Genomic DNA, 26,754 nt, shown 5'->3' on the forward strand with positions numbered 1-26,754 from the left:
GCCCCCGGGCCCGGCACGTCAGCGTTCGTCAGTGGGTGGATTCGCCGCGCGCCTCGGCGTCCCGGGCCCGCTGGTAGGAGGCGTGGATCTCGGCCTCGGCCTCGGTGCGGCCGACCCAGGTCGCGCCCTCCACCGACTTGCCGGGCTCCAGGTCCTTGTACACCTCGAAGAAGTGCTGGATCTCCAGCCGGTCGAACTCACCCAGGTGGTGGATGTCGCGCAGGTGCTCCTGGCGGGGGTCCTCGTAGGGCACGCAGAGGACCTTGTCGTCGCCGCCCTTCTCGTCCGTCATCCGGAACATGCCGATGGTGCGGCAGCGGATCAGGCAGCCCGGGAAGGTCGGCTCGGGGACCAGCACCAGGGCGTCCAGCGGGTCGCCGTCCTCGCCCAGGGTGCCCTCAATGAACCCGTAGTCCGCCGGGTACTGGGTGGACGTGAAGAGGGTGCGGTCCAGCCGGATCCGGCCGGTCGCGTGGTCCACCTCGTACTTGTTCCGGTGACCCTTGGGGATCTCAACCGTCACGTCGAAATCCATCTGCACGCTCCCTCGTCTGCCCACGCTGGCTAACGGAAACCACTGACGGCACCCCCGGACAGGTGAATGCCCACCCGCCGACTCCGGCCGCCGCATAGTCTTCGAACCGAAGTAGTGTCACCCAAGCCGATTTTCGCTGGGGGAGGAGGGGGTCGTGGGGAGGGAAGATTCACACTACCGCCCGGACGGGGGCGCCGCGCGCGGTACCGGGCGATCCGGCTCCGGTGGTGCCACCGGCAGGGTCCCGGTGCCCGACGCCCACCTCCCTCGGGCGGCAGAGCCGTCGCCTCCGACGCCGGAGGCGGTTCCCGAGCGTCCCCCGCCGTTGCCCTGGCGCCCGCCCGCCGGGCCGGCCCCCGTAGGCCCGAACGCCGGTCGCTTCCCGACCCTCGACGGCAACCGGCCGACGAGCGCCCCGCCGAGCGGGAGGGCTGCGATCCCGACCAGCCCGGCCCCGGGCCGCCCGCCGTCCGGCAACGAGTCGACCATCCCGATCCCGACCGGCGTCCCACCGCTCGGCCCGCCGATCTCCGCGCTGCCCGCGTCCGCCGGCGCCGTGTCGCCTCCCGCGTCCACCGGCGCCGCACCGCTCCCCACGCCCGCCGCGCCGCGCCGGCGACTGCCGGTGGTGCTGGGCCTGGTGCTGCTGCTGGTGCTCGCCGGCGTCGGGGTCGGCCTGACCCGGCCGGGTCCGGTCGCCGGCTGGCTGGGCGACGACGCCGAGCCCGCCCGGAACTCCGCCGGGGCGACCCCGGAGCCCGGCCCGTCGGACGTGCTCGCCGGACCGGACCCGAACGCCCCCCTGCCCAGCCCCGACGGGGTACGGGCCGCGCTGGACCCGCTGGTCGGGGTGGCCGACCTGGGTGACCGGGTGAACGTCTCGGTGGCCGACGTGACCTCCGGCCGCACGCTGTTCGCCAAGGGGGAGGACGACGGGACGGTGCCCGCCTCGGTGACCAAGCTGGCGACGGCGGTGACCGTGCTGGCCGCCCGTGGCCCCGCGTACCGGATCCCCACCCGGGCGGTGGCCGGCGCCCAGCCCGGCGAGGTGGTGATCGTCGGTGGGGGCGACCCCACCCTCGCGGTCGACAAGAAGGGCTACTACCCGGGCGCGGCACGCCTCGACGATCTGGCCGCCCAGGTGCGCACCGCGCTCAATGGCGTCGCCCCGACCAGGGTCATCGTCGACGGCTCGATCTACTTCGGCCCGGTCTACGGCCCGGGTTGGGACGACGACATCCCCACCGGCGGGTCCGGCGGGGCGGTGACCGCCTTGATGGCCGACGGGGCACGCAGGGACCCGGGCGTCGGGCAGGGTGCCGCCGAGCGGGTCGCCGAGCCGGACCTGGCCGCGGGCCGGTCGTTCGCGCGGCTGCTCGGCGTACCGGCCGACGCCGTCAAGCGCGGCACAGCCCCGGCCGCGGCCGCCGGTGGCGCTGCCCCGGCACCCGGCGTCGAGCTGGGCGTGGTGCAGTCGCCGCCGCTGATCCGCCTGGTCGACGTCATGATCGCCGAGAGTGACAATCTGCTGGCCGAGGCACTGGCACGGCAGGTCGCGCTGGCCCGCAAGCAGCCGGCCTCGTTCGACGGGGCCGCCGCCGCGATGGACGCCCAGGTGGCCGAGCTGGGCCTGCCCGCCGACGAGATCACCCTCTCCGACGGCAGCGGGCTGTCCCGCCGCAACCGGATCAGCCCGTCCCTGCTGACCGACCTGGTCCGGCTGGCCGCCAGTCCCGACCATCCGGAGCTGGCGGGGATCTTCGGTGGCCTGCCGGTGGGCGGCTGGTCCGGCACCCTGGGCGACCGCTACCGCAACGCCCCCGGCACCGACGCCGGGGCGGGCACCGTGCGGGCGAAGACCGGCACGCTGACCGGTGTGCACGCCATCGCGGGCCTGGTCACCACGGCCGACGGCCGGCTGCTCACCTTCGCGGTGCTCACCGACAAGGTGCCCGGCGGGAAGGAGACCGCCCAGCCGGCGCTGGACCGGATCGCCGCCGCGCTCGCCAGCTGCGGCTGCCGCTGACCGTCGCCGGCCCGGCTCCGCGGTCGGCCGTGGGCCGGGACCGCCGTCGCGAGCCCGGGCCGGGGTGTTGCGGCGCGGGTACGGTGGGGCCATGGCGCAGTTCGTGGACTGGGATCTGGCCGCCGCCACCGCGGGGGCGTTGAGCAAGTCGGGCCCCCGGGTGTCGTACACCGAGGCCACCGACGTGGTCGGCGACCTGCGGCGGCTGACCGACGAGGCAGCCGGGCACGTGGCCGACTACACGGGGCTGCGGGCGCAGGTGGCGCACCCGCCGGTGCGGGTGGTCGACCGCCGGGACTGGGCCGCCGCCAACATCGCCGGGCTACGCGAGGTGATCACTCCGTTGGTCAGCAGGCTCTCCGGCGACAAGCAGCCCGGCGCGCTGACCGAGGCGATCGGGTCCCGGCTGACCGGGGTGCAGGCCGGCACCGTGCTGGCCTACCTGTCCGGCCGGGTGCTCGGCCAGTACGAGGTCTTCTCCGCCGACCCGGGCCAGCTGCTGCTGGTCGCGCCGAACATCGTCGAGGTGGAGCGCAAGCTCAACGCCGACCCGCGGGACTTCCGGCTCTGGGTGTGCCTGCACGAGGTCACCCACCGCACCCAGTTCACCGCGGTGCCGTGGATGCGGGCCTACTTCCTGAGCGAGGTGCAGGCGTTCGTGGACGCCTCGTCCAGCGGCGGCGAGCATCTGATCGAGCGGCTGCGGCGCGGGGTGGCCACCCTGTCCGAGGCGGTCCGCGACCCGGAGAGCCGGACCAGCGTGCTGGACATCGTGCAGACCCCGGCGCAGCGGGCTGTGCTGGACCGGCTCACCGCGCTGATGACCCTCCTGGAGGGGCACGCCGAGTTCGTCATGGACGGCGTCGGCCCGCAGGTGATCCCGAGCGTCGAGCGGATCCGGGCGTCGTTCAACCGGCGCCGCGAGGCGGGCAACCCGCTGGAGAAGGCGATCCGCCGGCTGCTCGGGGTGGACGTCAAGATGCGCCAGTACGCCGAGGGGCGCAAGTTCGTGCACGGCGTGGTCGAGCGGGTCGGCATGGACGGGTTCAACTCGATCTTCAACTCGCCGCTAACTCTGCCCCGCCTCGCCGAGCTGGGCGATCCGGACGCCTGGGTGGCCCGGGTGCACGGCCCGGCCGGCACCTTCCCGGCCGCCGGCTGATCGTCCGCCGGTGGCCGCACTCGCCCCGCCGGTGGCCGCGATCCGGGTGGCGGTCCGCCGCGCGCTGACCGGGCTGCCGTCCGCTGGTCCGGTGCTGGTCGCCTGCTCCGGTGGCGCCGACTCGCTCGCCCTGGCCGCGGCCACCGCGTTCGTGGCGCCCCGGCTGGGTCGGGCCGCCGGCCTGGTGACCGTCGACCACGGCCTGCAGGCCGGCTCGGCGCAGCGCGCCGAGGCGGTGGCCAGCTGGGCCAGGGAGGCCGGATTCACGCCGGCGACGGTGGTCCGGGTGGAGGTGGCCGGGCGGCCGGGTGGACCCGAGGCGGCTGCCCGGGAGGCCCGCTACCAGGCGTTGACCGAGGTCGCCGGCCAGCACGGCGCGGTCGCGGTGCTCGCCGGGCACACCCGCGACGACCAGGCGGAGACCGTGCTGCTCGCGCTCGCCCGGGGTGCCGGCCCGCGCGGGCTGGCCGGGATGCCCGTCCGCCGGGACCTGGCCGGGGTGCCGCTGCTGCGCCCGCTGCTGGAGATCAGTCGGGAGCAGACCCGCGCCGCGTGTGAGGTGCTCGGGTTGAGCCCGTGGCAGGACCCGCACAACATCGACCCGTCGTACGCCCGGTCCCGGGTGCGGGCCGACGCGCTGCCGGCGCTGGTGCGGGCGCTCGGGCCGGGCGTGCTGGACAATCTGGCGCGTACCGCCCGGCTGGTGGCGGCCGACAACGCCGCCCTCGACGAGTTGGCGGAGACGGCGCTGGCGGCGGCCCGGTGTTCCGACGGAGGGCTCTCCGTGCGGGCGCTGGCCGGCCTGGTCCCCGCCGTGCGCGGCCGGGTGCTGCACACCTGGGCGCGGGAGCTGGGTGCCCTGCCGGGTGCGCTGTCGTATCGGCACGTCAACGCGCTGGACGCCCTGATCACCAAGTGGCACGGTCAGGGCCCCGCCGACCTGCCCGGCGGCATCCGGGTGCTCCGCCGCGCCGACCGACTGGCACCCGTCGCTGTCAGCTGAACGCCCTTTGCGGAGCTGGTGTCGGGCCGATCTCAGCCGGTGTGCGCGCGGTCGCGGAAGGTGGTCCGGTAGCCGTGCGGGGTGGCGCCCACCCGGCGACTGAAGTGGTGGCGCAGCGCCGCCGCGTCGCTGAAGCCGGCCTGGTCGGCGACGGCCTCCACGCTCAACGGGGTCTCCTCCAACAAGCGCCGGGCGAGCAGCACCCGCTGGTTGGTGAGCCAGTCGTGCGGGGTGGTGCCGGTCTCGGCGCGGAACCGGCGGGCGAACGTACGCGGTGCCATGCCGGCCCGGGCGGCCAACTCCTCCACCGTGATCGTCCGGTCCAGGTGCCCCATCAGCCACTCCAGCACCGGCTCCAGGGTGGGGGCCTCGGGCGCCTTCGGGATGGGCGCCTCGATGTACTGCGACTGGCCGCCGTCGCGGTGCGGCGGGACCACCATCCGTCGGGCCAGTCGGGTCGCGGTGGCCGAGCCGTGCTCCTGGCGGATCAGGTGCAGGCAGGCGTCGATGCCGGCCGCGGTGCCGGCGCTGGTGAGCAGCCGGCCGTCCTGGACGTAGAGCGAGTTGCAGCGCACCTGGGCGCGCGGATGTTGGCGTTGCAGCTCGTCGACGTACCGCCAGTGGGTGGTGCACTCCCGGTCGTCGAGCAGCCCGGCCGCGCCGAGCACGAAGGCGCCGGAGCAGACGCTGAACAGGTACGCGCCGCGGGCGTCGGCCCGGCGCAGCGCGTCGAGCACGGGGCCGGGAACGGTGGTGCCCTGGGTGTGCGCGGGCACGGCCACCAGGTCGGCGTCCTCCACCGGGCCGAGATCGGCGTGCGGGGTGAGGTGGAAGCCGGACGAGGTGCGTACCGGCGCGCCGTCGGGGCTGCACACATGGAAGCGGTAACCGGGGAAACCGTCCGCTGTCCGGTCGGTGCCGAACACCTCGGCGAGCACGCCGAGCTCGAAGGGGGCGACCTGGTCGAGGGCGAGGACGGCCACGGAGCGAAGCATGTGACGAGGGTAACCCCAGAGGTGGCAGTAAATCGATGCTCAGCGGCATTCCTGCCACTGTTCGGTCGGCGCGACTCGTCGCAGACTGGTCTCAGTCCGGTGCGCACCGGCGGCGAAACCGACAGCAACCATGCGAAAGTGAGCGCCGCCATGGAGTTCCTGCTCTTCCTCCTGTTCCTTGTCCTGCTCGCCGCCGCCTCGGCGGCCAACCTCACCGTCGACAGTCACGATTCGGCCGACTGGAAGCCTAGCGACGACGGCCGTCGCTGGCAGTCCCGTACCAGCTGATGTGTTTGATGGTTTTTGCGACGAAAATCCCGCGCGGGACCGCGCCAAAAGGTGCGGCCCCGCCGACGGGGGCCATCCGACGTACGGCAGGCTAGGAGTCATGGCTGATGGCTCCTGGTACGACGCCGACATCGACCACGTGATCATCTCCGAGGCCCAGATCCGCGAGAAGACGGCGGAACTGGCCAAGCAGGTCTCCGCCGACTACGCCCACGTGGGCGACGGGCTGCTGCTGGTCTGCGTGCTCAAGGGCGCGGTGATGTTCATGGCGGACTTCGCCCGGGCGCTGGGCCGCAACGGCCCCCCGGCCGAGCTCGACTTCATGGCCATCTCCTCCTACGGCCAGGGCACCACCTCCTCCGGAGTGGTCCGCATCCTCAAGGACCTGGACCGGGACATCGCCGGCCGGCACGTGGTGGTCGTCGAGGACATCGTCGACTCCGGGCTCACGCTCTCCTGGCTGCTGCGCTACCTGGAGTCCCGCTCGGCGGCGAGCGTCGAGGTGGTCGCGCTGTTCCGCAAGCCGGACGCCGTCAAGGTGCCGGTCCCGGTGAAGTACGTCGGCTTCGACATCCCGACCGAGTTCGTCGTCGGGTACGGCCTCGACTTCGACGAGCGCTACCGGGAGCTGCCGTACGTCGGAGTGCTCAAGCCGGAGGTCTACGCCCGGAAGTGACGCCGGCCTGGCGCACACCCCGCTCGGACGCCGGTGTGAGGCCGACTTGCATCGGCACCCATCAAGCCGACGTTCAGCGCACTCTCAGCTCTTCCGGTTACCGTAGAGCCCGGTGGCGCGGAGGTTACTCCGCGCCCGACCCCCTCGATCGCGTGACCGGGCGTTCGGGTGGTCGGGCCGGACTCTCCGCCACGCCGGCTTCTGCCCGGACCCGCCGTACGTTTCGGTGAGGGCTGGCGAGCCTGCCCACGGTGCGCGCCGTCGATGGCGAAGGTGTGCCGAGTGCGGGGCTCGCAAGCTCACTCCTCGCGTACACGGTGTACCGTCGAATGACCGCGGCGCGGCAGTTTTCGCGCTTCGGGGTCGAGGCCGGCCCGCACGGCGGCTCCGGCCGCCGCTCAACCGCGGCGACACCATCAGACGGTCAGGACGTCGATCAGGAGGATGCGGGCGCTCCGGCGCTCGACAACAGTATGGAACGTACGCGTTTCTTCCGCCGACCGGTGGTCTGGATCATCCTGGTCATCCTCGGCGCCGTTGTGCTCAGTCAGCTGTTCACCGCTGGTCCCAGCTACCACCGCGTGGACACTTCCGTTGCGCTCGACCAGCTCCACACCGCCAAGATCAATAAGGTCGTCTTCCAGGACAAGGAGCAGACGCTCCAGCTGGACCTGGCCCAGAAGACGAAGTTCGGCGACACCACCACCAACAAGATCGAGGCCCAGTTCCCGTACCAGGTTGGTGACGAGGTCTGGAACGAGGTGCTGGACGCCAAGTCGGCCAACCGGGTCACCGGCCCGGCCGACGCCAAGGTCTCGTCGGACAGCATCTGGGTGAGCCTGCTGGTCAACCTGCTGCCGATCGCGCTGCTCGTGCTCCTGCTGCTGTTCTTCATGTCGCAGATGCAGGGCGGCGGCTCCCGGGTGCTCAACTTCGGTAAGTCCAAGGCGAAGATGATCACCAAGGACACTCCGAAGACGACCTTCGCGGACGTCGCGGGTGCCGAGGAGGCCGTCGAGGAGCTGTACGAGATCAAGGACTTCCTGCAGAACCCTGCGAAGTACCAGGCCCTGGGCGCCAAGATCCCGAAGGGCGTGCTGCTGTTCGGCCCGCCCGGCACCGGCAAGACGCTGCTGGCCCGCGCGGTCGCCGGCGAGGCCGGGGTGCCGTTCTACTCGATCTCCGGCTCCGACTTCGTGGAGATGTTCGTCGGTGTCGGCGCCAGCCGGGTCCGTGACCTCTTCGAGCAGGCCAAGACGAACGCCCCGGCGATCGTCTTCGTCGACGAGATCGACGCCGTCGGCCGGCACCGTGGCGCCGGCATGGGCGGCGGCCACGACGAGCGGGAGCAGACGCTCAACCAGCTGCTCGTCGAGATGGACGGCTTCGACACCAAGGGCGGGGTCATCCTGATCGCGGCCACCAACCGACCGGACATCCTCGACCCGGCGCTGTTGCGCCCGGGCCGGTTCGACCGGCAGATCCCGGTGGACGCCCCCGACATGGAGGGCCGCAAGGCCATCCTGCGGGTGCACGCCAAGGGCAAGCCGTTCACTCCGGACGTCGACCTCGACGCGGTGGCACGGCGTACCCCGGGCTTCAGCGGTGCCGACCTGGCCAACGTGATCAACGAGTCGGCACTGCTCACCGCTCGCAAGGACCAGCGGGCAATCACCAACGACTCGCTGGAAGAGTCGATCGATCGGGTGATCGCCGGTCCGCAGCGACGGACCCGGGTCATGAGCGACCAGGAAAAGAAGATCACCGCGTACCACGAGGGTGGGCACGCGCTGGTCGCCTGGGCGCTGCCGCACGCCGCGCCGGTGCACAAGGTGACGATCCTGTCCCGCGGCCGCTCGCTGGGCCACACCCTGGTGCTGCCCACCGAGGACAAGTACACCCAGACCCGCGCCGAGATGATCGACACCCTGGCGTACGCGCTGGGCGGTCGGGCCGCCGAGGAGCTGGTCTTCCACGAGCCGACCACCGGCGCCGGGAACGACATCGAGAAGGCCACCCAACTGGCCCGCGCGATGATCACCCAGTACGGCATGAGCTCCAAGCTCGGTGCGATCAAGTACGGCACCAGCGGGGACGAGCCGTTCCTTGGCCGCAACATGGGCCACGAGCGGGACTACTCGGACTCGGTGGCCGCCGAGATCGACGGCGAGATGCGGGCGCTGGTCGAGCTGGCGCACGATGAGGCCTGGGAGATCCTGGTCGAATACCGGGACGTCCTGGACAGCATCGTGCTCGAGCTGATGGAGAAGGAGACCCTCTCCACCGCCGACATGGCCCGGATCTGCGCGCGGGTGGTCAAGCGCCCGCCGCTGGCGCCGTACAACGGCTTCGGCAAGCGCCAGCCCTCCACCGAGCCGCCCGTGCTCACCCCTGCGGAGAAGGACGCGCTCAAGGCACAGGCGCAGGCCGACGGCGCGCAGGCGTCGGTCGGCGGCGGCACCTCGTCCAACAACTCGGACGGCACGCACTGAGCAGCGACCCGACGGCCAGCTCCCCCCACCGGGAGCTGGCCGTCTCCGCGACCGAGCCCGACGGCGACGACGCGCTGGACTACGTGGCCGCACGGCTGATCAGCGGAAAGCTGACCGGCCGCCCGGTCGAGGACGCGGTCGACCTGCGTCGCATCGAGAAGGCGGTCCGGGAGATCCTGATCGCGGTCGGGGAGGACCCGGACCGCGACGGGCTCCAGCAGACCCCGGCCCGGGTCGCCCGGGCGTACGCCGAGCTCTTCGCCGGCCTGCGGGTCGACCCGGCCCAGGTGCTCAGCACCACCTTCGAGGCCAACCACGAAGAGCTGGTGATCGTCCGGGACATCGACGTCATGAGCCTCTGCGAGCACCACCTGCTGCCGTTCCGCGGCAGTGCGCACATCGGCTACATCCCCGGCCCGGACGGACGGATCACCGGCCTGTCCAAGCTGGCCCGTCTGGTCGAGGTCTTCGCCCGCCGCCCGCAGGTGCAGGAACGGCTCACCTCGCAGGTCGCCGACCTGCTGATGACCAAACTCGCCCCACGCGGCGTCGTCGTCGTGCTGGAGTGCGAGCACATGTGCATGGCGATGCGCGGCATCCAGAAGTCCGGTGCGAAGACCATCACGTCGGCCGTGCGCGGCATATTGCAGACGGACTCCAAGTCGCGGGCCGAGGCGATGGCGCTGATCATCCCCCGCTGACACCCGGACGCGTCACCGGCCGGCCGCCCCACCCTGGGACGGCCGGTCGTTGCGTCAGCCGGCCAGCAGGGCGAGCAACAGGCCGGCCGTGACCAGCACCGCCGGCACCAGGCAGACCAGCGCACCGAAGCGAACCGTGCGGTCCAGCCGCTCGCCGGGGGCGGCGCGGAACACCCGCCCGATGCCCACCCAGCCGGCGACGAAGGCGACCGCCGGCATCGGCAGCCCGCAGATCAACGCCGCCACACTCGCCGGGCCCGCCCCGGTCGCCACGAACACCACGACCTGGATCAGCGGCACCAGCAGCGCCAACGGCCCGTACACCAGGAGGTTGCGCCCCCGGGTCGGCCAGGACCCCGGGCGGAACCGGCTGCGCGCGGCCAGCGCCGCGTCCGCCGCCTCGGCCCCACCCCGCGCGGCCCGCAGCGCCGCCAGCACGGCCGCCGGGCCGCCCACCATCGACCGCGCCGCCTCGGTCACCTCCGGCGGGGACGGCACCAACGAGATCGCCGGTACGCCCAGCTCACAAAGCCGTTCCTGCTGGTTCGCGAGCCCGGTGCGGACCACCGTCAGCTCCTCCCGGGCGGCCTCCGCCGAGCGGGCCTGCTCACCGGCGGCGGCTGCCGCGCTGCGGCGTACCCCGTCCAGCTGGCGGGCCGCGGCGAGATACTCCGACCAGGCCGTGGTGGGCTCCGCGCGCGCTGGCGCGACGTCCCCGTCCGGCTCGGCGGTCCGCTGCCGTCCCGGCCCGGTCACCGTCGCGTTCGGACCCATCCCGACACCCCCCGCGCGCACCGCCGGATCACCTGGCCTCGTCGGCGAACGGCACCAGGACCGTGCCCCGCTCGTCCGGCCCGTCCCAGAGCACCGCCCGGTCGGGACGGGCCCGCCACTCCACCGGCCGGCCGAAGACCGCGGCGAGCTGGGCCGCCGGCACATCCAGCACGGCCACGGCCGCGAGCTTGTCCACCTCGCCCTCGGGCTCCAGCAACGCGGCGAACGGTGGCACCGCCCGCCACCAGCCCAGCAGGTGCCGACCCGACGGCGGCCCGTCCCGCAGCAGCGCGCGCAGCCGGTCCACCGGCAGCTCGCGGGGCCCCGGCCGGTCCAGACCGAAGACGACCAGGTAGGTCGGCAGCTCCCCGTCCGCGTCCGCGAGCAGCGTCGGCAGGTCCACCATGGCCGCCGAATGGCGGACGGCCAGCTCCGCCGTCAACGCCTCCGCCAGCGGCCGGGAACCCGGGTCGGGAGCCGCCACCAGGAACCGGGCGGTGCCCGGCGAATGGTGGTCCGCCGTGCTCCGCGCCGCCGTCGCCAGCAGCCCACCCGCCGCCGGGCCGGATCCCAGCACCGCCAGGTTGCGCCCCGCCGCCGACCCCAGCGGTACGGCGACCGTCGAGCGGGCCACGTCCACCGCCCGGCCGAGCAGAGCCGCCGGCCCGTGCGCCTGGCCGGCCAACGCCGCACGGTGTCGCGGATCGTTGCCCAGCGACGGACGGGCGTACCCAGCGAACACCACCGGCGGCACCGACCCGGCCGGCCGTGCCGTCCACAGCTCGTGCCGCAGCCGATCCACCACCCCCGGGTGGTCCTGCGGATCGGGGTGGCGGATCAACCGTTCATGACCGCGGATCGCGCCCCGGGGGCCGCCGAGCCCGCCCGCGGTGTTCACCACCGCGCTGCCCACCGGCAGGCCGGCGGCCGAGTCGTTGGTCGGTTCCAGCACCGGGCTGCCCCCCGGCAGCGCCACCCGCACCGGGAACTGGCCGAGCACCGAATCCCGGTGCCCGGTGTCCGCCCGGCCGCTGAGCCCCAGCTCACCCGCGCCGGCCAGCACCAGGTGTACGCCGTACGCCCGGCCGGCGCGGGCCAGCCCGTCCAGCTGGGCGGCAACCTCGGCGGCCAGCCGGTCCCGCTCGGCGAAGATCAGCGGCAGATTGTCCAGCACGCACACGATCCGGGGCAACGGCCGGTGCTGGCGCAGCTCCGCGAAGCGCTGCCCACCGGCGCGCCCGCCGGCCTCGGCCCGGCGCTGCACCTCGACCGTCAACTGATCCAGCAGGTCCCGGACGTACTCCCGATCCGCGGCCATCGCCGCCGCGCGCACCTGCGGGATCCAGGACCGGTCCCGCTCGGTCTGGAGGAACTCCACGAAGGACTCGCCGTCGCCCAGATCCACCAGGTAGAGCGCCAGGTCGTCCGGGCCGTACCGGGCGGCGAGCCCGAGCAGCGCCGTGGTCAGGAACGCCGCGCGACCCGCACCGGACCGGCCACTGACCAGCCAGTGCGGGGTCAGCTCGGTGAAGCCCAGCGGCACCGGGCGGCCCCCGGCGTCACCAACCGTGGTAGTCAACCCGTCCACCGAATCCGACTGCCACAGCCCCTCACCCGTCGCCGGCAGCAGATCCGCCAGCGCCAACCGGGAACCCGCCTCCACCTGCGCGGCGAGCCGCCGACAGACCGCGTCGACCAGGTCGGCCGGCGGGTCCGCCTCGACGAAGACCGGCGAGTTCAGCCCGCCCGGCGAATCGGCGCCGGGGCTGGCGAAGGACGCCCCCGGCGGGTCACCGAGCAGCGCGTACGCGTTGCGCAGCACCAGCGGTGTGGCGCGCGGCAGTGGCCCCCGAGCCGCGTACGGGCCGGCGGGCGGCCAACCGGCCACCACTAGATGCAGCCCGGCCGCCGGCCCCTGCTCAGCCAACGCCTCGACCCGTGCCAGGTCGGTCGGGCCGGTCAGCTCCGGCAGCGCGGCCACCACCAGCAGCAGCGTCCGGTCATGCCGGCGTCGCCCACTCGCCCCCGGCGCGACCCACTGCTCCGCCTCGGTCAACACCGCGCGCAAACCCGCCACATCCACCGCCGGCGGCGGCAACAGGCCGGCATCCGCCAGCGCCCCGAACGGGGTGAGCACACCCCCCGTGGCGTCCACCGCGCGCACCAGCAGGGCGCCCGCCGGTGCCGCCGCCAGCGACCGCAGCAGCACAGCCCGAATCAACCCCGCCACCCGCGGTTCCCGGGCGTCGGTGTCCACGCTCAGATGCCCGGTGCCGACCAGCGGCACCAGCGCGGGAAAACGGGCGTCGTCCAGCGGTGCCGCGGTGCCCACCCGCACGAAGGACGGCGGGCCGTCGCCGGCCGGCGAATCCACGGTCAGCGAGTCCAGGGCGGCCCCCGACCATCCCGGAGCCAGCCGCGCGGCCACCGCCCGCAGCCGGTCGGCCACCTCGTACTGGCGGCGCTGATCGGCGGGGGCCGGTCGGGTCTCGTCCAGGATGCCGGCCGCGGCGGTCGCGACAGCCGCAGCCCGCCGGTGCAGAGCTGCGGCGCGGTTCGTGCGTGCCTTCGGACCGGCCACCGCGTCCACCCCCTCTGCCCGAGGTTGGCAACCCCTCCCTGAGCAGAGACGGTATCCCAGCCAGGGCCCCTCCTCCGGGAGGTGTCGCGGCGGTGCGCCGGTGTTGTCGTGGATGTCACCGGTGGGGAGGGGTCCGTCACGATCCGCTGGATCTGAGGCATTGGCTCCGGGGCGTCCAGCCGTTAGCTTCAGGGGGTGGAATCAGTGCAGCCCCCCGCCGGTTCCCAGGTCTCCCGCGTACCGGCCCAGCGGACGCCGTCCGAGCAGCTGCCGCCCGCCCCGGCCACGCCAGCGCCGCAGCAGCCACGCCGCCGGGTACGCACCGTGCTCACCGTGGTCGCCGGGGTGCTCGCTGTGCTGATGTTGAGCGGGATCATTGCAGGTGTGGTGCTTTACAACCGAGCTGCCGCCCCGGACCGCAGCGCGCCCGACGTGGTCGTGGACAACTACCTGCGCGCGTTCCTCGTGGATCGCAACGATACGAGGGCAGACCTCTTCACCTGTAAGGGCGGTGCGGACCTTCAGGCCGTGCGGGACCTCCGCCTTGAGGTGGAGCAGCGTGAGTCCAAATTCCACGTCACTGTGCGAGTCAGCTGGGGCCCGTTGACCAGGACTCCGTCTCGTGACGGTGAATCCGTTGGCACGACGCTCATCATCGCCGGGTCTGCCGATGGCGTCCCTCGGAGCAGCCGACGAGAGGACTGGTTGTTCAATGTCGTCGAGGACGATGATGGTTGGCGGGTCTGCGGCGGCACACGAGCCGGTTGATCGTCACTCGATCCACAACAGGTGGACGGGAACCTCCAGAGTGGTGGGGGACTGGCCTCGCCAGGCCCAGCGATACCACTCCACCTCAGGCGCGATCCGGACGCAGATGTCTCCCTCGGCACCCGAGTAGGTTTCGGTCACCGCCCGCAGGTCCCGGTGCTCCAGGCCGCCTTCGATGTGCACCACGCGGCGCCCGGTGACGGCATCCGCCTCGAAGACCGGCGTGGGGGGCCGATGGGCCGGGCCGTCCAGTGAGACCAGCCGGATCCCGCTGGCCCGGGTGTCGGCCGGCTCGGGCCGGTCGCCGACCGTCTCCACCCAGACCCGATCGACCGGCACCAGCGGCGCGAACACCTCGACCTGGTCGGCCTCGGCCCGGTACCACTCGTGCTCGGGGATCACTGGCACATAGGTCCGGGCGCCCTGTACCACCCGGTCGTCCGCCCGCAGGTCGCCCCGCCAGCCCAGCCCCGGCAGCCCGACCAGCACCCGTCGCCCGCGCAGCTCCACGCGCTCGGTGGCCGGCACGATCGCCAGTGGTCGGGGTGGCCGAGGCGCCCAGTCGGGCTGGTCGGCGAACGGGTCCGGCAGGGGTCCGGTCATGCCCGTGGTGGCCTCACTCCGCGCTACGCAGCGGGGCGCCCCGCTCGCGCATGAACGGTATCGGATCGATGGCGCCGCGGCTGGTGCGGTCGTTGCGCAGGTGCACCTCGAAGTGCAGGTGCGGGCCGGACGAGTTGCCGCTGCTGCCGACCTGCCCGATCACCTCACCGGCCGGCACGATCTGATCGGGCGACACCCGGGGGCGGACCACCATGTGGCAGTACCGGGAGATGTACCCCCCGGCGTGCAGCAGGTCGACGAACCAGCCGCAGCCGCCCTTGCCAGGGTGCCCGTCCACGTCGCAGTCCTTTCGGCCACGGTCGTCCGGGTCGCATCGGGCGACCAGGACCCGGCCGGCGGCGGCGGCGCGGATCTCGGTGCCCTTGGCCGCGCCGATGTCGACCCCGTTGTGGCTGGGTCGGCTGCTGGTGCGGAAGCCGGAGCCGACCTCGCCCGGGATCGGAGCGGTCCAGCCGGAGGCGGCGATCTGACCGCGCTCGGCCGCGTTGCACACCGCCTTGCCGTTGATCTCGATCGTGCGCGCCGCGCCGCCGGCCAGCGCGTCGACGATCCGGCTGGCCAACTCCTCGTGCTTGGCGTAGGCGTCCGGGTAGGCGCTGATCTGGACCTGCTGCGCCACCACCGTCAGCGGCCGGCGCTGCCAGCTCTGCACCTTGACCAGCTTTTCGTAGAACTTGCGGGCCGTGTACGCGGGGGTCATCCGCTCGGTGACGCTGCCCCACCCCGGCCGCTGCTGGAACAGCCCCAGCGAGTCATGGTCGGCGCCGACGCCCTCATGCGGTAGTGCCAGTGACGCGGGAACGCCACTGTTCGCCAGGTTGCGCAGTGCGGATTCCTGCATCGCGGTAGCCAGGGCGATCACCCAGCCCCGTGACGGCACCCCCAGGTCCTGGCCGACCTTGATGATGATGGCGGCGTTGCGGATTTGCGCATCGCCGTACTCGGTGAACCGCGGCAGCTCGCCGGCGATGTCCACCGGACGGATTGGGCCACAGCCCCAGCCGGCGAGGGCGTCCCCGTTCTCCGCGTCGCCGCCGAGGCCACTGAGGAAGAACGCCGCCGTCCCCCCGGTGCAGCAGAGCAGGAGCAGCACGCCAGTGAGCATTGTGGCGAGCACACCGACCCGCACCGGTCGACGGAGGGCGCGGCTGCCGGCGTTCATTGCCGCTCCCAATCCACCACGTCGACCAGCCAGCCGCCATCCGCAGCGAGCAACTCCAGCCGGAGCCGGCCGGTGTCGAGGGGCAGCACCACCTCGACGAACGTCTCGGTGCGCGACCGCACCGCCGGTGGGCCGGTCACCTCCTCGGCCGGGACCCCGCCGGAATCGACGCCGACCAGCTTCTCGGTCAGCGCCGCTGTGGACAGCGGGCGCAGGCCGGCCTGCCACTGTTCGGCAGTCATGCCGGGGCGGCCGAGCCAGGCCGTGGTGAACCGGTCGGCGGTCTGTTCGGGCGTGCGGTCGCCCGGTCGGGTCACCGGTGACGGTGGAGCTTCGGTGGAGATCGCGCCATCGTCGCCGGCTGTCGGGTCCACGGTGGTGATCGGCCGGTCCGGCCGGCTGCTCAACCCGTCCGCCGGGTCGGACGGATCGGAGACCAGCCGGGCCGCCCCGAGCACCCCGAAGACGAGCACCGCGATCACCAGCGCCACCCCCAGCCGGGACCGCAGAACCCGCGTGAACAGGAACTCCATTGCGCGTCGCATCGCCATCACCGCGCCTCTGAGCGCACCCGCGGTCCGGTGCGGTCCGGCGCACGCTCTGTGGAGCCCGGTCGGTAGACCACGAACGACGGATTCTCCGCTGGCACGTCCGGCTCGGTCCAGGTCGCCGGCTGCCGGCGACGGGGTTGGGGCGCCACCGGTCGGCCCCGGCCGCCGGTCGCCTCCTTCGGCACGTCGTCCGCGCGTTCCTGACCATCCGGGCGCTCGGCGCCGGGACGCCGGCCGTCGACCTGGGCCGTCGGCGCCAGGACCGGGTCTTCCCGCCGCGCCTCCGGGCGCAGCGTGGTCTGCTCCGCCACGGGTGAGCGACGGCGGCCGCCCACCGGCTCCGCCGTGCCGCCCGGCTCTGCCACGTCCAGCCGTGCCGCGGTCCGCATGTCCCGGAAGAACCGGCGGTGCCAGGACCCGGCCGAACTGACCGCCTCGCTGCTGTCCTTGCCGCCGAGCTGGGTGATCCGACGGTAGGGCCGCAGCAGCAGCCAACCGACCACCCCGCAGAGCCAGACCAGCACCACCTGGAGCCAGCCGGGCAGGGTTGGTGTGCTCATGATCAGGTCAACCGCGAACAGGTAGATCGCTGCCCCGGTACCGAAGATGGCGATATTGAAGACCGCGGCCACCACGGCGTTCGCGAGCCGCCGCAGCCCAGCGCTGGCTGGTCGGAGCAGACCGACGGTGCCCAGGATCGGTGCCGCGATCACTGCCCACCGGAAGATGAGGAAGCCCAGCAGGACCAGCAGCGACGCGGTCAGATCGAACATGGCGAACAGCACCGACGCCAGCACCGCGATGAAGCCGGCACCCACCCGGTCCATGTCGCGGACACCCTGGAGGTACTCGTACGCCTCTGGGTCCTCGGTCTGGATCTGCTGAGCAACCCGGGCCCACTGCTGCTGCTTGGCCTTGATCGTCGCTTCTCGGGTGGCCGGGTTGGCGCGCAGCTTCTCGGCCTCGTCCCAGGAGAGCGACTTGGCGTCGTAGAGCGCCGGACCGTACTTGCGAGCGGTTTCACTGTCGGCCGAGCCGAGCACACCCCGTAGCCAGTTCCGGTAGAGCATCGCCTCGGTGGCGGTGTCACTGGCCCGCACGGCGGGCGGGCGATTGTCCTTGCAAGCCGCGGGATTCGGATCGTCGCACTGGTCCGGCGGGGTGTCCCGGGCTGCGGGACCCACGGCGTCGTGCACCACACCCAGTGTGGTGACCAACGTGCCGTCCGCGATGTTCGCCGATTTGACCGGCCAGGCGGCAAGCGCGGTGACCGCCACCATCACCAACAGCGCCCAGCCCGCAGTGGTCATGGCGTTGCTCATGTCTGACTGGCGGGAGCGCCAGAGCAGGTACAGCCCCACCACGCAGAGCGTGACGATGCCGAAGACACTGAACACCTTCTGATAGACGGCCTTGGTCGCCTGCTCGACCAGCGGATCGGCCCAACCCCACATCGAACGGGGGTCCCAGGCCCGCTCACGCAGTGCGTTCGAGGCGCCGACGATCGCGGTCGCGATCATGAACTCGCCGTTCGCCACGGTGGTGGTGAACTTGTAGTCCGGATGGAGGACCGACGACGCGCATCCGCCTGGGATGTCGTACGTCGGATAGCTGTAACCGGCGTAGCCGTAGTCGCTGTAGAGGCCCTTCGGCCCCAACTGCTTGGCGGAGTCCGGCCGGCCGGCGAACCAGCCGGCGAGGCCGGAGTCGGGGGTGCCGGGGGTCGGTGCGTTTCGGCAGGTGACCTCGTCCTCGCTGACCTCCTTGAGTTTCGCCACGCAGGCCCGGAAGTCGGCCTGCCACTCCGGTGTCGTGCAGAGGTCGGCGCGTGCCTGGGCGGCGGGCGGGGCGGCGGCGGCCGCCTCCGCGCCGATCAGCGGCCAGGTGAGGGAGGCCCCGGCCAGTACGCCGAGGGCGAGCAGGAACGCCGCGATCCGTGCCCGGGTCCTGGGGCCCCTGTCGAGGTCCCTGGTCGGCCTGCGGCGGGGCCAAGCGACGACCGGCTGCGTTGGAGGTCCGTCGGGATGCAACGCCGGTGTCCGGCCGAACCTCCGCCTTGCCGGACGTCGTCTGGGCTCCGCCTCGGCTCGACTGAGGACCTCGACGCGGCCCCTAGCCATGTCACGCCTCCAGATCCGGCAGGGGGATGCTCGGGAGTACTCCGGCCGCTGCGGCGATCGCGGCGGGCGTCGTATCGAGGTGGTCCAGCAGCCCTTCGACGTACGAGACGTCGACGCGAACCTTCTGCACCCGCCCGTCGACGTCGCGCATCACGAACTCGCGGAAGCCGAGGCGGTTGGCCGAGCTGGTGTCGGCGGCGGAGAGCGACGCCAGGGTGGCCTCGTACCCGTCGTTGACGGGCACCCGGAGCAATCGCAGCGCTTCGGAGGCGATCTCGGCGTCTTCGGCGATCCGGCCGACGAAGACGGTGGAGACGAGGTTCTGCACGTCGAGGCCGAGGATGTCGCGCGGGTTCTGAGAGGCGACGAGTGCGGCAAGGTTCCACTTGCGGGAGTCCCGGGCGAGCCGGACGAGGAACGACCGCCCGGACCGCCAGCCCTCCATGAAGTGCGCCTCGTCCAGGCCGACGAGCTTGCGCGACGACATGGATCCGCCGTAGCAGCGGCGGACGGCGAGCCGGTGCGCGGTGTGCAGCATCGGCAGGGCGAGTGCCTCCTCGGCGGACCAGTACTCCCGTTCGATCTTGAGGTCGGGCAGCCGCAGCCCGGCCATGGTGATCACCGTGAGCGCCGCGTCGGCGCCGAGCAGCCCCTCCGGCGGTCGGCCGAAGAAGAGCATGGCCAGTGGCATCTCGGCGGTGTCGAGCAGGAGGTTGGCCAGTTCCTTCCCGGCATCGTCGTCGAGTTGCCCGAGGCAGCTCACCACGTCGTCCAGGGTGGAGGTCTCCTCGGCGGGAACCTGACGGACCGCGTGCCGGAACAGGGTGGCGGTGGACGCCTCGCGGGCCACCTGCGGCGGCACCAGCATCATGCAGATGTCCTGGACCAGCATCCGGCGCTCGGCCCGGGCGTTGGAGACCGCGATCTCGAACTCACGGTCGCCGGAGGCGCCAACGCCGAACTCACTGCGCAGCGGCGTCGGGATCAGCGAGTAGGGCGCCAGGGTGCCTTGCTCGGAGCCGGTCAGGTTCAGCACCCGGGAGTACGGCCGCAGCTCCGGCATGGCGCAGAGCCGGGCCAGCGGCCCGGACGGGTCGAGCAGGGTCACCTGGACCCCTCGCCGTGCGGCCAGGTAGCCCAGCGCGCCGAGCAGGGTCGACTTGCCACCGCCCGGCTCCGCCACGAAGACCGCGAGCCCGGAGCGTTCCCGGACCTCCATGGGGAAGTGCAGGTCGAGGAAGACCGGGCGGCGGCAGGTGCCGGCGGTCCGGCCGATCAGGTCGCCCCGCCGGTCGCCCACGTTGGAGGCGGCCTGGGGGAGCGCGGCGGCGAGCAGCGGGACCGGCATCCGACGGACGTAGCCGGTGTTGGCGATCGGCTCGCCGGGGATGAACTCGCGGGCCAGCCAGTCCTGGTTCTTCGGGTGCTGGAGCGAGATGCGCAGCTCCCGGGAGTAGAGCTGGATGAGCCGGCGGGCCCGTTCCAGGCACTCCTCCCGGGTCCGGCCGCCGACCGCGATCCGGTGCCAGCCGTGAGCGCGGGCCGAGTCGACCGGCAGCCCGGTGGTCATCTCGTCGCCGATCACCAGCGCGCGCTTGGCCAGCCGCTCCAACTCGGGCGGCGCGTCGATGCCGTGTTCGGCGTAGTCGAGCTGCTGCGAGCGGATCATCCGCAGCCGGTGTTCGAGATTGCGGAACGAGTCGCCGGAGCCGAGGATGTCGACCCGGGTGGAGATCTCCATCGGCCAGGGCAGGCGCTCGTGGAAGTGCAGCCACGGCTCGTGCCGTTCCGGGATCTCCAGCGGCTCCATCCGGCCGACGGCGAGCACGGCGACGTGCCGTTCCTCGCCGGTCATGCGGTTGACCAGCTTCACGGTCGAGCCGTACGGGGTGCGGTAGCGCTCGACCTGCTCGGTCAGGGCGAGCAGGTCACCCCGCTCCCAGCGACCGTTGGTCACCGGGGAGAGCGTGCCCGGAGGCGCCATGCACAGCGCCACCGAGCGGTAGAGCAACCACTCCAGCTCTTGGGCGGTGACCCGCCGACCGCGCATGCCGAACGCGCCGAGCACCTCGTCGAACTGCTCCACGGTGCGGCCCAGCTTGCGGCGTTCCCCCTCGGCGGTGCCGCGCCCGAAGGTGCGCAGCAACCGCTCGGTGAGCGAGTCACCGAGCGACCGGCGGGCGAAGGTGACCCCCAGGTAGGTCTGCCCCTCGGCGTGGTTGACCGCCATCAGGTGCCGCTGGGCGGCGACCAGGTGGTCGGCCCAGCCGGTGGTGCCGGGCACGTCGGGCAGCGGCGCCGGGGTGTGCGCGTCGATGGTGCGGGCCCACTCGTCGGCGGGGAACGGCCGGGTGGTGCGGCGCAGGTGCAGCCGGAAGCCGGCCAGGCCGGCGTACTGCTCGGAGATCGCCGAGAGCAACGCCTCGCGTTCGGCGTCGGGCCGGAAGGCCCAGCGCACCTCGGGCAGCCAGTACCAGGCGGTGACCGTGTTCGGGGTGAAGGTCAGGTGGCCGGCGATCTCGGTGATGGCCAGTTCGACTGACGGGTCCCGGTCCCCAAATTTGATCTTCGGGGCGCGGACGCGGACCGGCCGGGTCGGCCGGTCCTGTCGGCTCACGGCCTTTTGCCGGGGCGCGGCTATTTCCCGCCCGGTCGGCTCCGCGCCGCCCGGTCCCGGCCGCGCCGGGCCGCGGCGTGGCGCGCGTTCCAGGGCCGGCCGGTCCGTCGGGGCGGCGCTGGACGGCCCGGCCGTCGGGCGGCCGACCGGCGCGGCGCTGGGCGGTCGGGTCGTCGCATCGGTGGTCGACGACGTGGGCGCACCCGCGGCGGTCGCGTCGGCCTCGTCCGATGGCCGGAGCATCGGAAGCCGGTCGCCGGCCTGGTGTGGCACCCGGGACTCGCCCGCGGGACTGCCGCCGCGGCGGCGCGGCTCGACCGGCCGCCCGCTGCTGGTGGGGGCGTCGCCGTGGGCCCAGGGCGGTTCCAGGTCGGGTGCCCGGTCCGGCACCCGGTGGGCCGGTCGGGACGGCTCGGCGGCGGGCGGCTGCTGCTGCGGGATCGCCGGCAGCTCCCGGGGCGCCGGGGCGGCACGCGTCGCGCCCGGCCGGGACGCGTCGAAGAGATCCAGGAACGGGGAGTCGATGTCGGCGTTCTCGCCGGCCGACACCGCGCTCGGCTCGGCGGGCGGCGTCCGGCGGGGCACTGGACGGGGGGCCTGGAAGACCCCGACCGCACCGTGGCCGGGCGACGTCACCAGCGCGGGATCGAGCGCGACCTCGTCCTCGGATTCGGTGTAGTCGAATGACTGCGCACCGTGACCTGCCGGCGCGGCCGGACGGCCGGCCGGGGAACCCGGCGTGGAAGAGCGACTCATGCGACCGCCTTAGAGACTGTCGGGAGACCCCGCAGCGGCTGCGGCGGGCCCAGCCGACGACCGGCGGCGTTGGGGATTGGTCCGGATACAACACCGGTATCCGGACCAATCCCCGCCTTGCCGGATCGCCGCCTGGACTCCGCCTCGCTCGCCCCGAGGTCTACCGACAGCCTCTTACCCGCGTCGTGCGACGGACCGATCGGCGTACGCCCGGTCATGCCAGCTCCTCCCGGATCCTGATCCGGCTGCCGACCAGGCGCGGGTCGCGCTGCTCGATCGCCGGCTCCCGGGTGCGTCGCCAGTCGGTCAGCGCGGTGCGGATGACCACCCGCGCCGGCCGGTCCGGGTCGACGTGCCGGAAGATGAACGACGTGGTCACGATGGCGAGCGCGATCTCCCAGGCCGGGAAGAGCTCGACCGTCAGCGTGAACAGCCAGTGGATGAACATGTAGAGGGGGACGAGCAGCATGAAGAGCCCGTACTGGGCGTACGGCAGGTGGACCGGAAGGGTGTAGCCGGGCGGCCCGAGGTAGACCAGGCGGGCCCGGTAGATGTCGTCGTCGGTGCGCAGCCGCATCTGGGAACGCGCCTATTCGAAGATCAGGTCGATCAGGTAATCGCCGACGAAGAAGAGTGTGGCCGCGCCGGCGATGAACGCCAGCCCGACGATCGCGATCGCGGAGCTGGTCAGCACCTTGGAGATCTCGCCCCGGCTGGCCCGCCCGATGAAGATGACGCCCAGCACGGCGAGCAGGATCGGCGCGATCTTGCTGGCGAAGAAGGTGACCACACTGTTGGTGTCGATCCCCTTCGGTGCCGGCTCGGCGAGCGGAGCGGACGCCAGGGTGGAGAGCGCGTGGGCGACGCCGGACGACGCCGTCTCCATGAGCTCGAAGGCGATCACTGGAACCTCCCCATATCGCGGCCGGCGGTGCCGCGGCGGTGCAGTAGGCAAGCCTGGCGGGAAATGTGCTCACAGGGCGCAGCGTTCTCGACCCTGCGTTCGTTACTCACCACAGAGAGTGGCGAGCTTTGGGCGGTTTTTCCCCGCTTCGGCCCTCCCTCCAGGCTTCGCCATCTCGATGCTGGCCAATTCCAAAGCGTACGGGCCGCCCCGGATTGCGACAAGCCGCGAAGGGACTGCCCGTTGCTGCCCGGACGACCGATCGTACACCTGTTCCAATGCGCACGTCAGGGATGGTGGCTCGGGGGTGGACCCGGGTCGGCCGGGCCGACCTCCACGACCGGTACCGTCTAGTCGTGACCGATCTGGTGCGGGCCCCGGGCCCGGTGGTGATGGGCGTCCTCAACGTCACGCCGGACTCCTTCTCCGACGGCGGACGGTACGCCGACCTGGGCGCGGCCGTCGGACACGGCGTCCGTCTGCGTGCTGCGGGGGCGCACCTGGTCGACGTCGGCGGTGAGTCGACCCGCCCGGGTGCCGAAAGGATCGACGCGGTGACCGAGGCCGAGCGAGTGCTGCCGGTCATCCGCGAGCTGACCGCCGCCGGGGTGCCGGTCAGCATCGACACCAGCCGCGCCCGGGTGGCCGAGGCGGCCCTGGGCGCTGGCGCGGTCGTCGTCAACGACGTCTCCGGCGGGCTGGCCGACCCGGACATGGCCCGGGTGGTCCGCGACGCCGGCTGTCCCTGGGTGCTGATGCACTGGCGTGGCCACTCACGGGAGATGCGTGAGCTGGCCAGCTACACCGACGTGGTGGCGGACGTCCGGGCCGAGCTGGCCCAGCGGATCGACGCGGCGCTGGCAGCCGGAGTGGCCGCCGACCGCATCGTCGTCGACCCCGGCCTCGGCTTCGCGAAGACGGCCGCGCACAACTGGGAGTTGAGCGCCCGCCTGCCGGAGCTGCTCGACCTCGGGTACCCGCTGCTCTTCGGCGCCAGTCGCAAGTCCTACCTCGGCCGACTGCTCGCCGGCCCGGACGGAACGCCGCGACCCACCGCGCAGCGGGAGGCGGCCACCGTCGCCACCAGCGTGCTCGCGGTCGCGACGGGTGCCTGGGGGGTACGCGTGCACGACGTCCAGGCCACCGCCGACGCGCTCGCCGTCTGGGTCGCCACTGGCAGACCGCGTGTGGCCCCCGCCCATGCCGGTCACGAGCGAGAGGGAAAGCGATGACCGACCGGATCGAGCTGACCGGCCTGCGGGCCCGGGGCCGGCACGGGGTGTACGACTTCGAACGGGTCCAGGGACAGGATTTCGTCGTCGACGCCGTACTGGAGATGGACCTCGCCCCGGCCGCCGCCACCGACGATGTCAACTTCACCGTCCACTACGGCGAGCTGGCCGAACGCCTGGTCGCGGTGGTGACCGGCGAGCCGGTCAACCTGATCGAGACCCTCGCCGACCGGCTGCTCGCGGTCTGCCTGGCCGACGAGCGGGTCACCAGCGCCACCGTCACCGTGCACAAGCCGGAGGCGCCGGTGCCGCACACCTTCACCGACGTGGCCGTCACCATGAGCCGGGCGCGTGCCCGGTGACCCGGGCCGTGCTCTCGCTCGGTAGCAACCTGGGCGACCGGCTGGGCCACCTGCGTACGGCCGTCGCCACGCTCGGGGACAGCGTGCTGGTGCTCTCCGGCGTGTACGAGACTCCACCGTGGGGTGACGCCGATCAGCCCGCGTACCTCAACGCGGCGCTGCTGGCCCAGGATGACGCCGCGACCCCACGCGACTGGCTGGAGCGGGCGCGGGCCGCGGAGCGCGCGGCCGGTCGGGTCCGTGACCCGCGGCGGCGGTTCGGGCCGCGCACCCTCGACGTGGACGTGATCGCGGTCTGGGGCGACGACGACGAGCCGGTGCTCAGTGACGACCCCGAGCTGACCCTGCCGCACCCCCGGGCGCACCTGCGCGCCTTCGTGCTGCGACCGTGGATCGACATCCAGCCGTACGGGCAGCTGCCCGGTCACGGCTGGCTGACCGACCTGCTCACCGCTGGTCCGGTCGCCGACGACGCGCTGGATCTGCGCCCCCGACCGGAACTGGCGTTAGAGTCGACGGCATGACCGAGCGGAGCCGGCCGGCATGACGCAGGCGAAGTCCCCACCACCGGGCGGGCCGGGCCCGGACCGGTCGCGGATGGGCCCCACCCGGATCTCCAGCCTGGTCGTGGCCGCCCTGGCCGCGGCGGCGGTGGCCTGGCTGCTGATCAGCACCCTCTACTACAGCGGCATTCCCCGGCTGCCCTGGCTGCCGGTGGTGACGCTGGCCGCGCTCGCGGTGCTCGAGGCGTACGCCGCCGTCAACACCCGGGGCCGCATCGAACGCAAGCCCGGCCGTGATCCGGTCAACCCGCTGATGGTCGCCCGGTTCGTGGTGCTGGCCAAGGCGTCGGCGCTGGCCGCGGCCATTTTCGCCGGCTTCTACGCCGGGCTGACCGGCTGGCTCTTCGTCGAGACCACGCGGGCCGCCACGGAGGATCGGCCGGCCGCCGGGGGTGGTCTGCTCGCCTCGCTGGCGCTGGTGGGCGCCGCGCTCTGGCTTGAGCGTTCCTGCCGGGTGCCGGAGCGCCCGGACGACGAGCGTGAGCCCGACCAGCGGGAGAGCCGCCCCGGCCAGCGCTGACCAGGGGGTTACGCCCGGCTCCGGGCGCGGGTACGGTGCCTGCGATCGGAGAGCAACGGCCGCCCCGGTCCGTCCGCGTGTACCGGACCGGGGACGGCCGGCCACTGGGGAGGCGGCGTCATGGGGTACGAAGAAGCGGGCCGGGAAGGGTCGGTAGAGCCCTCGTCCGGGGTGCCCGCCGCCGTTCTGGAGAACGTCTTCGACGACCCCAGCCAAGGTGAGCCCGGTCGGGACCGGGTCGGCGTGCACCTGGGGTGGGAGGTCCTGCTGCTGGCCGGTGTCGCCACTCTGGGCTGGCTGCTCTGGCGGGCCGACTCGGACGTGCTGCGTGGCGACAGCCTGCGCACCCTGCTGGTCGGCCTGGTCGGGCTCGGGCTGCTCACCCTCGCGGCCGGGCTGAGCCTGCGTACCGCCGCTCCGAACCTGGCCGTCGGGCCGGTCGCGGTCGCCGCCGCGCTGCACTACGCGGAGCAGGGTGACCAGGGTCTGGTGGCGTCGGTCGGTCCGGCGGTCGGGGTCGCCGCGCTGGCCGGGCTGGCGCTGGCGCTGGCGGTGGTGGTGCTGCACGTGCCGGGCTGGGCGGCCAGTCTCGCCGGCGCCGCCGGGGTGGTGGTGTACATCGAACGCCGGTCGGCGCCCGTGCTGGTGCAGGGCGACTACGACCCCGGGCGGAGCGCCGGCTACCTCTTCGCCGGTTTCGCCGCGGTGGCGGTCCTCGGCGGGCTGTTCGGCGCCATCCGGGCGATCCGCCGGCTGGTCGGCCGGTACCGGCCGGTCACCGACCCGGCCCGTCGCCGGGGAGTGATGGCTGCCGTGGTCACCGCGTTCGCACTGGTCGGCTCCACCGTGCTTGCCGCCCTCGCCGGCGTGCTGCTCGCCGCCAACGGCCCCGGGCCGGTCACACCCGATCCCGGGCTGGACTGGACCGTGCTGGCGATCGGGGTGGCCCTGCTCGGCGGCACCAGCGCGTACGGCCGTCGGGGTGGCCTGCTCGGCACTCTGCTGGCGGTGGGCCTGGTCACGGTCTTTCAGGCGTACGCGCTGGCGCGCGGCTGGACGTTCGACCACTGGACGGTCGGCGGCGTCGCGCTCGGCGTCGGACTGCTGGTCACCCGCCTGGTCGAGACGTTCGGGCGGCCCCGGACGGGCAGCACCGACACGCCCGAGCCGGTCGGCGACGGCACGATCAGCACGGGCTGGACGATGCCGCGGTCGCAGCCGGTCGACACCTGGCCTCCCACCCTGCCGACGCCGGCCGCGCCGCAACCGGTCGACCCGTGGCGGGATCCGCGCTGGGAGGACAGCCCGCGCCGGTGGGACGACGGCGAGCGGTGAGCCGTGT

Annotated in this window: 24 protein-coding genes; 13 read left to right on the plus strand and 11 right to left on the minus strand. The window is 73.1% G+C overall.

The window, feature by feature from the left end; genetic code table 11:
- Positions 1-28: 28 nt before the first annotated feature.
- On the minus strand, positions 29-535 hold the full coding sequence (locus tag ACFYPS_RS11610) for an inorganic diphosphatase (RefSeq protein ID WP_121656698.1): 507 nt from the start codon (positions 533-535) through the stop codon (positions 29-31).
- Between the two features lie 619 nt (positions 536-1,154).
- Between ACFYPS_RS11610 and dacB the strand changes: the two genes are divergently transcribed.
- From dacB to tilS, 3 genes are all read left to right on the plus strand, one after another.
- Positions 1,155-2,561: a D-alanyl-D-alanine carboxypeptidase/D-alanyl-D-alanine-endopeptidase gene (gene dacB, locus ACFYPS_RS11615; RefSeq protein WP_387324621.1), complete on the plus strand. Its 1,407-nt coding sequence runs from the start codon at positions 1,155-1,157 to the stop codon at positions 2,559-2,561.
- A gap of 91 nt (positions 2,562-2,652) precedes the next feature.
- Positions 2,653-3,723, plus strand: coding sequence for a zinc-dependent metalloprotease (locus ACFYPS_RS11620; RefSeq protein WP_387324186.1), 1,071 nt, complete (start codon positions 2,653-2,655; stop codon positions 3,721-3,723).
- Between the two features lie 10 nt (positions 3,724-3,733).
- Positions 3,734-4,726 (plus strand): tRNA lysidine(34) synthetase TilS, encoded by a 993-nt coding sequence (gene tilS, locus ACFYPS_RS11625; protein WP_387324189.1) that lies wholly within the window; start codon positions 3,734-3,736, stop codon positions 4,724-4,726.
- A gap of 32 nt (positions 4,727-4,758) precedes the next feature.
- On the opposite strand, the gene ACFYPS_RS11630 is transcribed toward tilS, so the two are convergent.
- Positions 4,759-5,721, minus strand: a complete 963-nt coding sequence (locus tag ACFYPS_RS11630) for a GlxA family transcriptional regulator (protein ID WP_387324192.1) — start codon at positions 5,719-5,721, stop codon at positions 4,759-4,761.
- A gap of 138 nt (positions 5,722-5,859) precedes the next feature.
- Between ACFYPS_RS11630 and ACFYPS_RS11635 the strand changes: the two genes are divergently transcribed.
- From ACFYPS_RS11635 to folE, 4 genes are all read left to right on the plus strand, one after another.
- Positions 5,860-6,009, plus strand: coding sequence for a hypothetical protein (locus ACFYPS_RS11635; RefSeq protein WP_387324653.1), 150 nt, complete (start codon positions 5,860-5,862; stop codon positions 6,007-6,009).
- Positions 6,010-6,109: 100 nt separating this feature from the next.
- On the plus strand, positions 6,110-6,685 hold the full coding sequence (hpt, locus tag ACFYPS_RS11640; RefSeq protein WP_354963420.1) for a hypoxanthine phosphoribosyltransferase: 576 nt from the start codon (positions 6,110-6,112) through the stop codon (positions 6,683-6,685).
- 473 nt (positions 6,686-7,158) lie between these two features.
- A complete protein-coding gene (ftsH, locus tag ACFYPS_RS11645) occupies positions 7,159-9,177 on the plus strand; it encodes an ATP-dependent zinc metalloprotease FtsH (RefSeq protein WP_354963421.1) in 2,019 nt (672 codons plus the stop codon).
- Positions 9,178-9,212: 35 nt separating this feature from the next.
- On the plus strand, positions 9,213-9,878 hold the full coding sequence (gene folE / locus ACFYPS_RS11650) for a GTP cyclohydrolase I FolE (protein WP_354963659.1): 666 nt from the start codon (positions 9,213-9,215) through the stop codon (positions 9,876-9,878).
- Between the two features lie 54 nt (positions 9,879-9,932).
- Here folE and ACFYPS_RS11655 read toward each other — a convergent pair whose 3' ends face one another.
- Both ACFYPS_RS11655 and ACFYPS_RS11660 read right to left on the minus strand, forming a co-directional pair.
- Positions 9,933-10,652: a hypothetical protein gene (locus ACFYPS_RS11655; RefSeq protein ID WP_387324195.1), complete on the minus strand. Its 720-nt coding sequence runs from the start codon at positions 10,650-10,652 to the stop codon at positions 9,933-9,935.
- Between the two features lie 28 nt (positions 10,653-10,680).
- On the minus strand, positions 10,681-13,242 hold the full coding sequence (locus tag ACFYPS_RS11660) for an FtsK/SpoIIIE domain-containing protein (RefSeq protein WP_387324198.1): 2,562 nt from the start codon (positions 13,240-13,242) through the stop codon (positions 10,681-10,683).
- Between the two features lie 195 nt (positions 13,243-13,437).
- Between ACFYPS_RS11660 and ACFYPS_RS11665 the strand changes: the two genes are divergently transcribed.
- Positions 13,438-14,001, plus strand: coding sequence for a hypothetical protein (locus ACFYPS_RS11665; RefSeq protein ID WP_387324625.1), 564 nt, complete (start codon positions 13,438-13,440; stop codon positions 13,999-14,001).
- A 3-nt stretch (positions 14,002-14,004) separates the two neighbouring features.
- Here the strand turns inward: ACFYPS_RS11665 and ACFYPS_RS11670 are convergent, their stop codons facing one another.
- The 7 genes from ACFYPS_RS11670 to ACFYPS_RS11700 form a co-directional block, all read right to left on the minus strand.
- On the minus strand, positions 14,005-14,604 hold the full coding sequence (locus ACFYPS_RS11670) for a hypothetical protein (RefSeq protein WP_387324201.1): 600 nt from the start codon (positions 14,602-14,604) through the stop codon (positions 14,005-14,007).
- Positions 14,605-14,617: 13 nt separating this feature from the next.
- Positions 14,618-15,787 (minus strand): M23 family metallopeptidase, encoded by a 1,170-nt coding sequence (locus tag ACFYPS_RS11675; protein ID WP_387324203.1) that lies wholly within the window; start codon positions 15,785-15,787, stop codon positions 14,618-14,620.
- Complete coding sequence (locus ACFYPS_RS11680) at positions 15,784-16,341, minus strand: hypothetical protein (protein ID WP_387324205.1); 558 nt, start codon at positions 16,339-16,341, stop codon at positions 15,784-15,786. Before ACFYPS_RS11680 ends, ACFYPS_RS11675 begins: the two co-directional genes overlap by 4 nt.
- Positions 16,338-18,272, minus strand: coding sequence for an MFS transporter (locus ACFYPS_RS11685; RefSeq protein ID WP_387324627.1), 1,935 nt, complete (start codon positions 18,270-18,272; stop codon positions 16,338-16,340). The genes ACFYPS_RS11680 and ACFYPS_RS11685 overlap by 4 nt, the downstream gene beginning before the upstream one ends.
- Positions 18,273-18,459: 187 nt before the next feature.
- On the minus strand, positions 18,460-21,831 hold the full coding sequence (locus ACFYPS_RS11690; RefSeq protein WP_387324207.1) for an ATP-binding protein: 3,372 nt from the start codon (positions 21,829-21,831) through the stop codon (positions 18,460-18,462).
- Positions 21,832-22,045: 214 nt separating this feature from the next.
- A complete protein-coding gene (locus ACFYPS_RS11695; RefSeq protein ID WP_007466101.1) occupies positions 22,046-22,408 on the minus strand; it encodes a hypothetical protein in 363 nt (120 codons plus the stop codon).
- A gap of 12 nt (positions 22,409-22,420) precedes the next feature.
- Positions 22,421-22,735, minus strand: coding sequence for a hypothetical protein (locus ACFYPS_RS11700; RefSeq protein WP_030327982.1), 315 nt, complete (start codon positions 22,733-22,735; stop codon positions 22,421-22,423).
- 356 nt (positions 22,736-23,091) lie between these two features.
- Here ACFYPS_RS11700 and folP point away from each other — a divergent pair, with 356 nt between their 5' ends.
- From folP to ACFYPS_RS11725, 5 genes are all read left to right on the plus strand, one after another.
- Complete coding sequence (gene folP, locus ACFYPS_RS11705) at positions 23,092-23,967, plus strand: dihydropteroate synthase (RefSeq protein ID WP_387324210.1); 876 nt, start codon at positions 23,092-23,094, stop codon at positions 23,965-23,967.
- A complete protein-coding gene (gene folB / locus ACFYPS_RS11710; RefSeq protein WP_387324213.1) occupies positions 23,964-24,329 on the plus strand; it encodes a dihydroneopterin aldolase in 366 nt (121 codons plus the stop codon). Before folP ends, folB begins: the two co-directional genes overlap by 4 nt.
- On the plus strand, positions 24,326-24,853 hold the full coding sequence (gene folK / locus ACFYPS_RS11715; RefSeq protein WP_387324215.1) for a 2-amino-4-hydroxy-6-hydroxymethyldihydropteridine diphosphokinase: 528 nt from the start codon (positions 24,326-24,328) through the stop codon (positions 24,851-24,853). The genes folB and folK overlap by 4 nt, the downstream gene beginning before the upstream one ends.
- 19 nt (positions 24,854-24,872) lie before the next feature.
- The gene (locus tag ACFYPS_RS11720) at positions 24,873-25,412 is read left to right on the plus strand and encodes a DUF3180 domain-containing protein (protein ID WP_387324218.1); all 540 of its coding nucleotides are present in this window, start codon (positions 24,873-24,875) and stop codon (positions 25,410-25,412) included.
- 120 nt (positions 25,413-25,532) lie between these two features.
- A complete protein-coding gene (locus tag ACFYPS_RS11725) occupies positions 25,533-26,747 on the plus strand; it encodes an ABC transporter permease (protein WP_387324220.1) in 1,215 nt (404 codons plus the stop codon).
- Positions 26,748-26,754: the final 7 nt, after the last annotated feature.

The sequence above is a fragment of the Micromonospora sp. NPDC005087 genome (genome assembly GCF_042872965.1).
In the GTDB taxonomy this organism is placed as follows: domain Bacteria; phylum Actinomycetota; class Actinomycetes; order Mycobacteriales; family Micromonosporaceae; genus Micromonospora.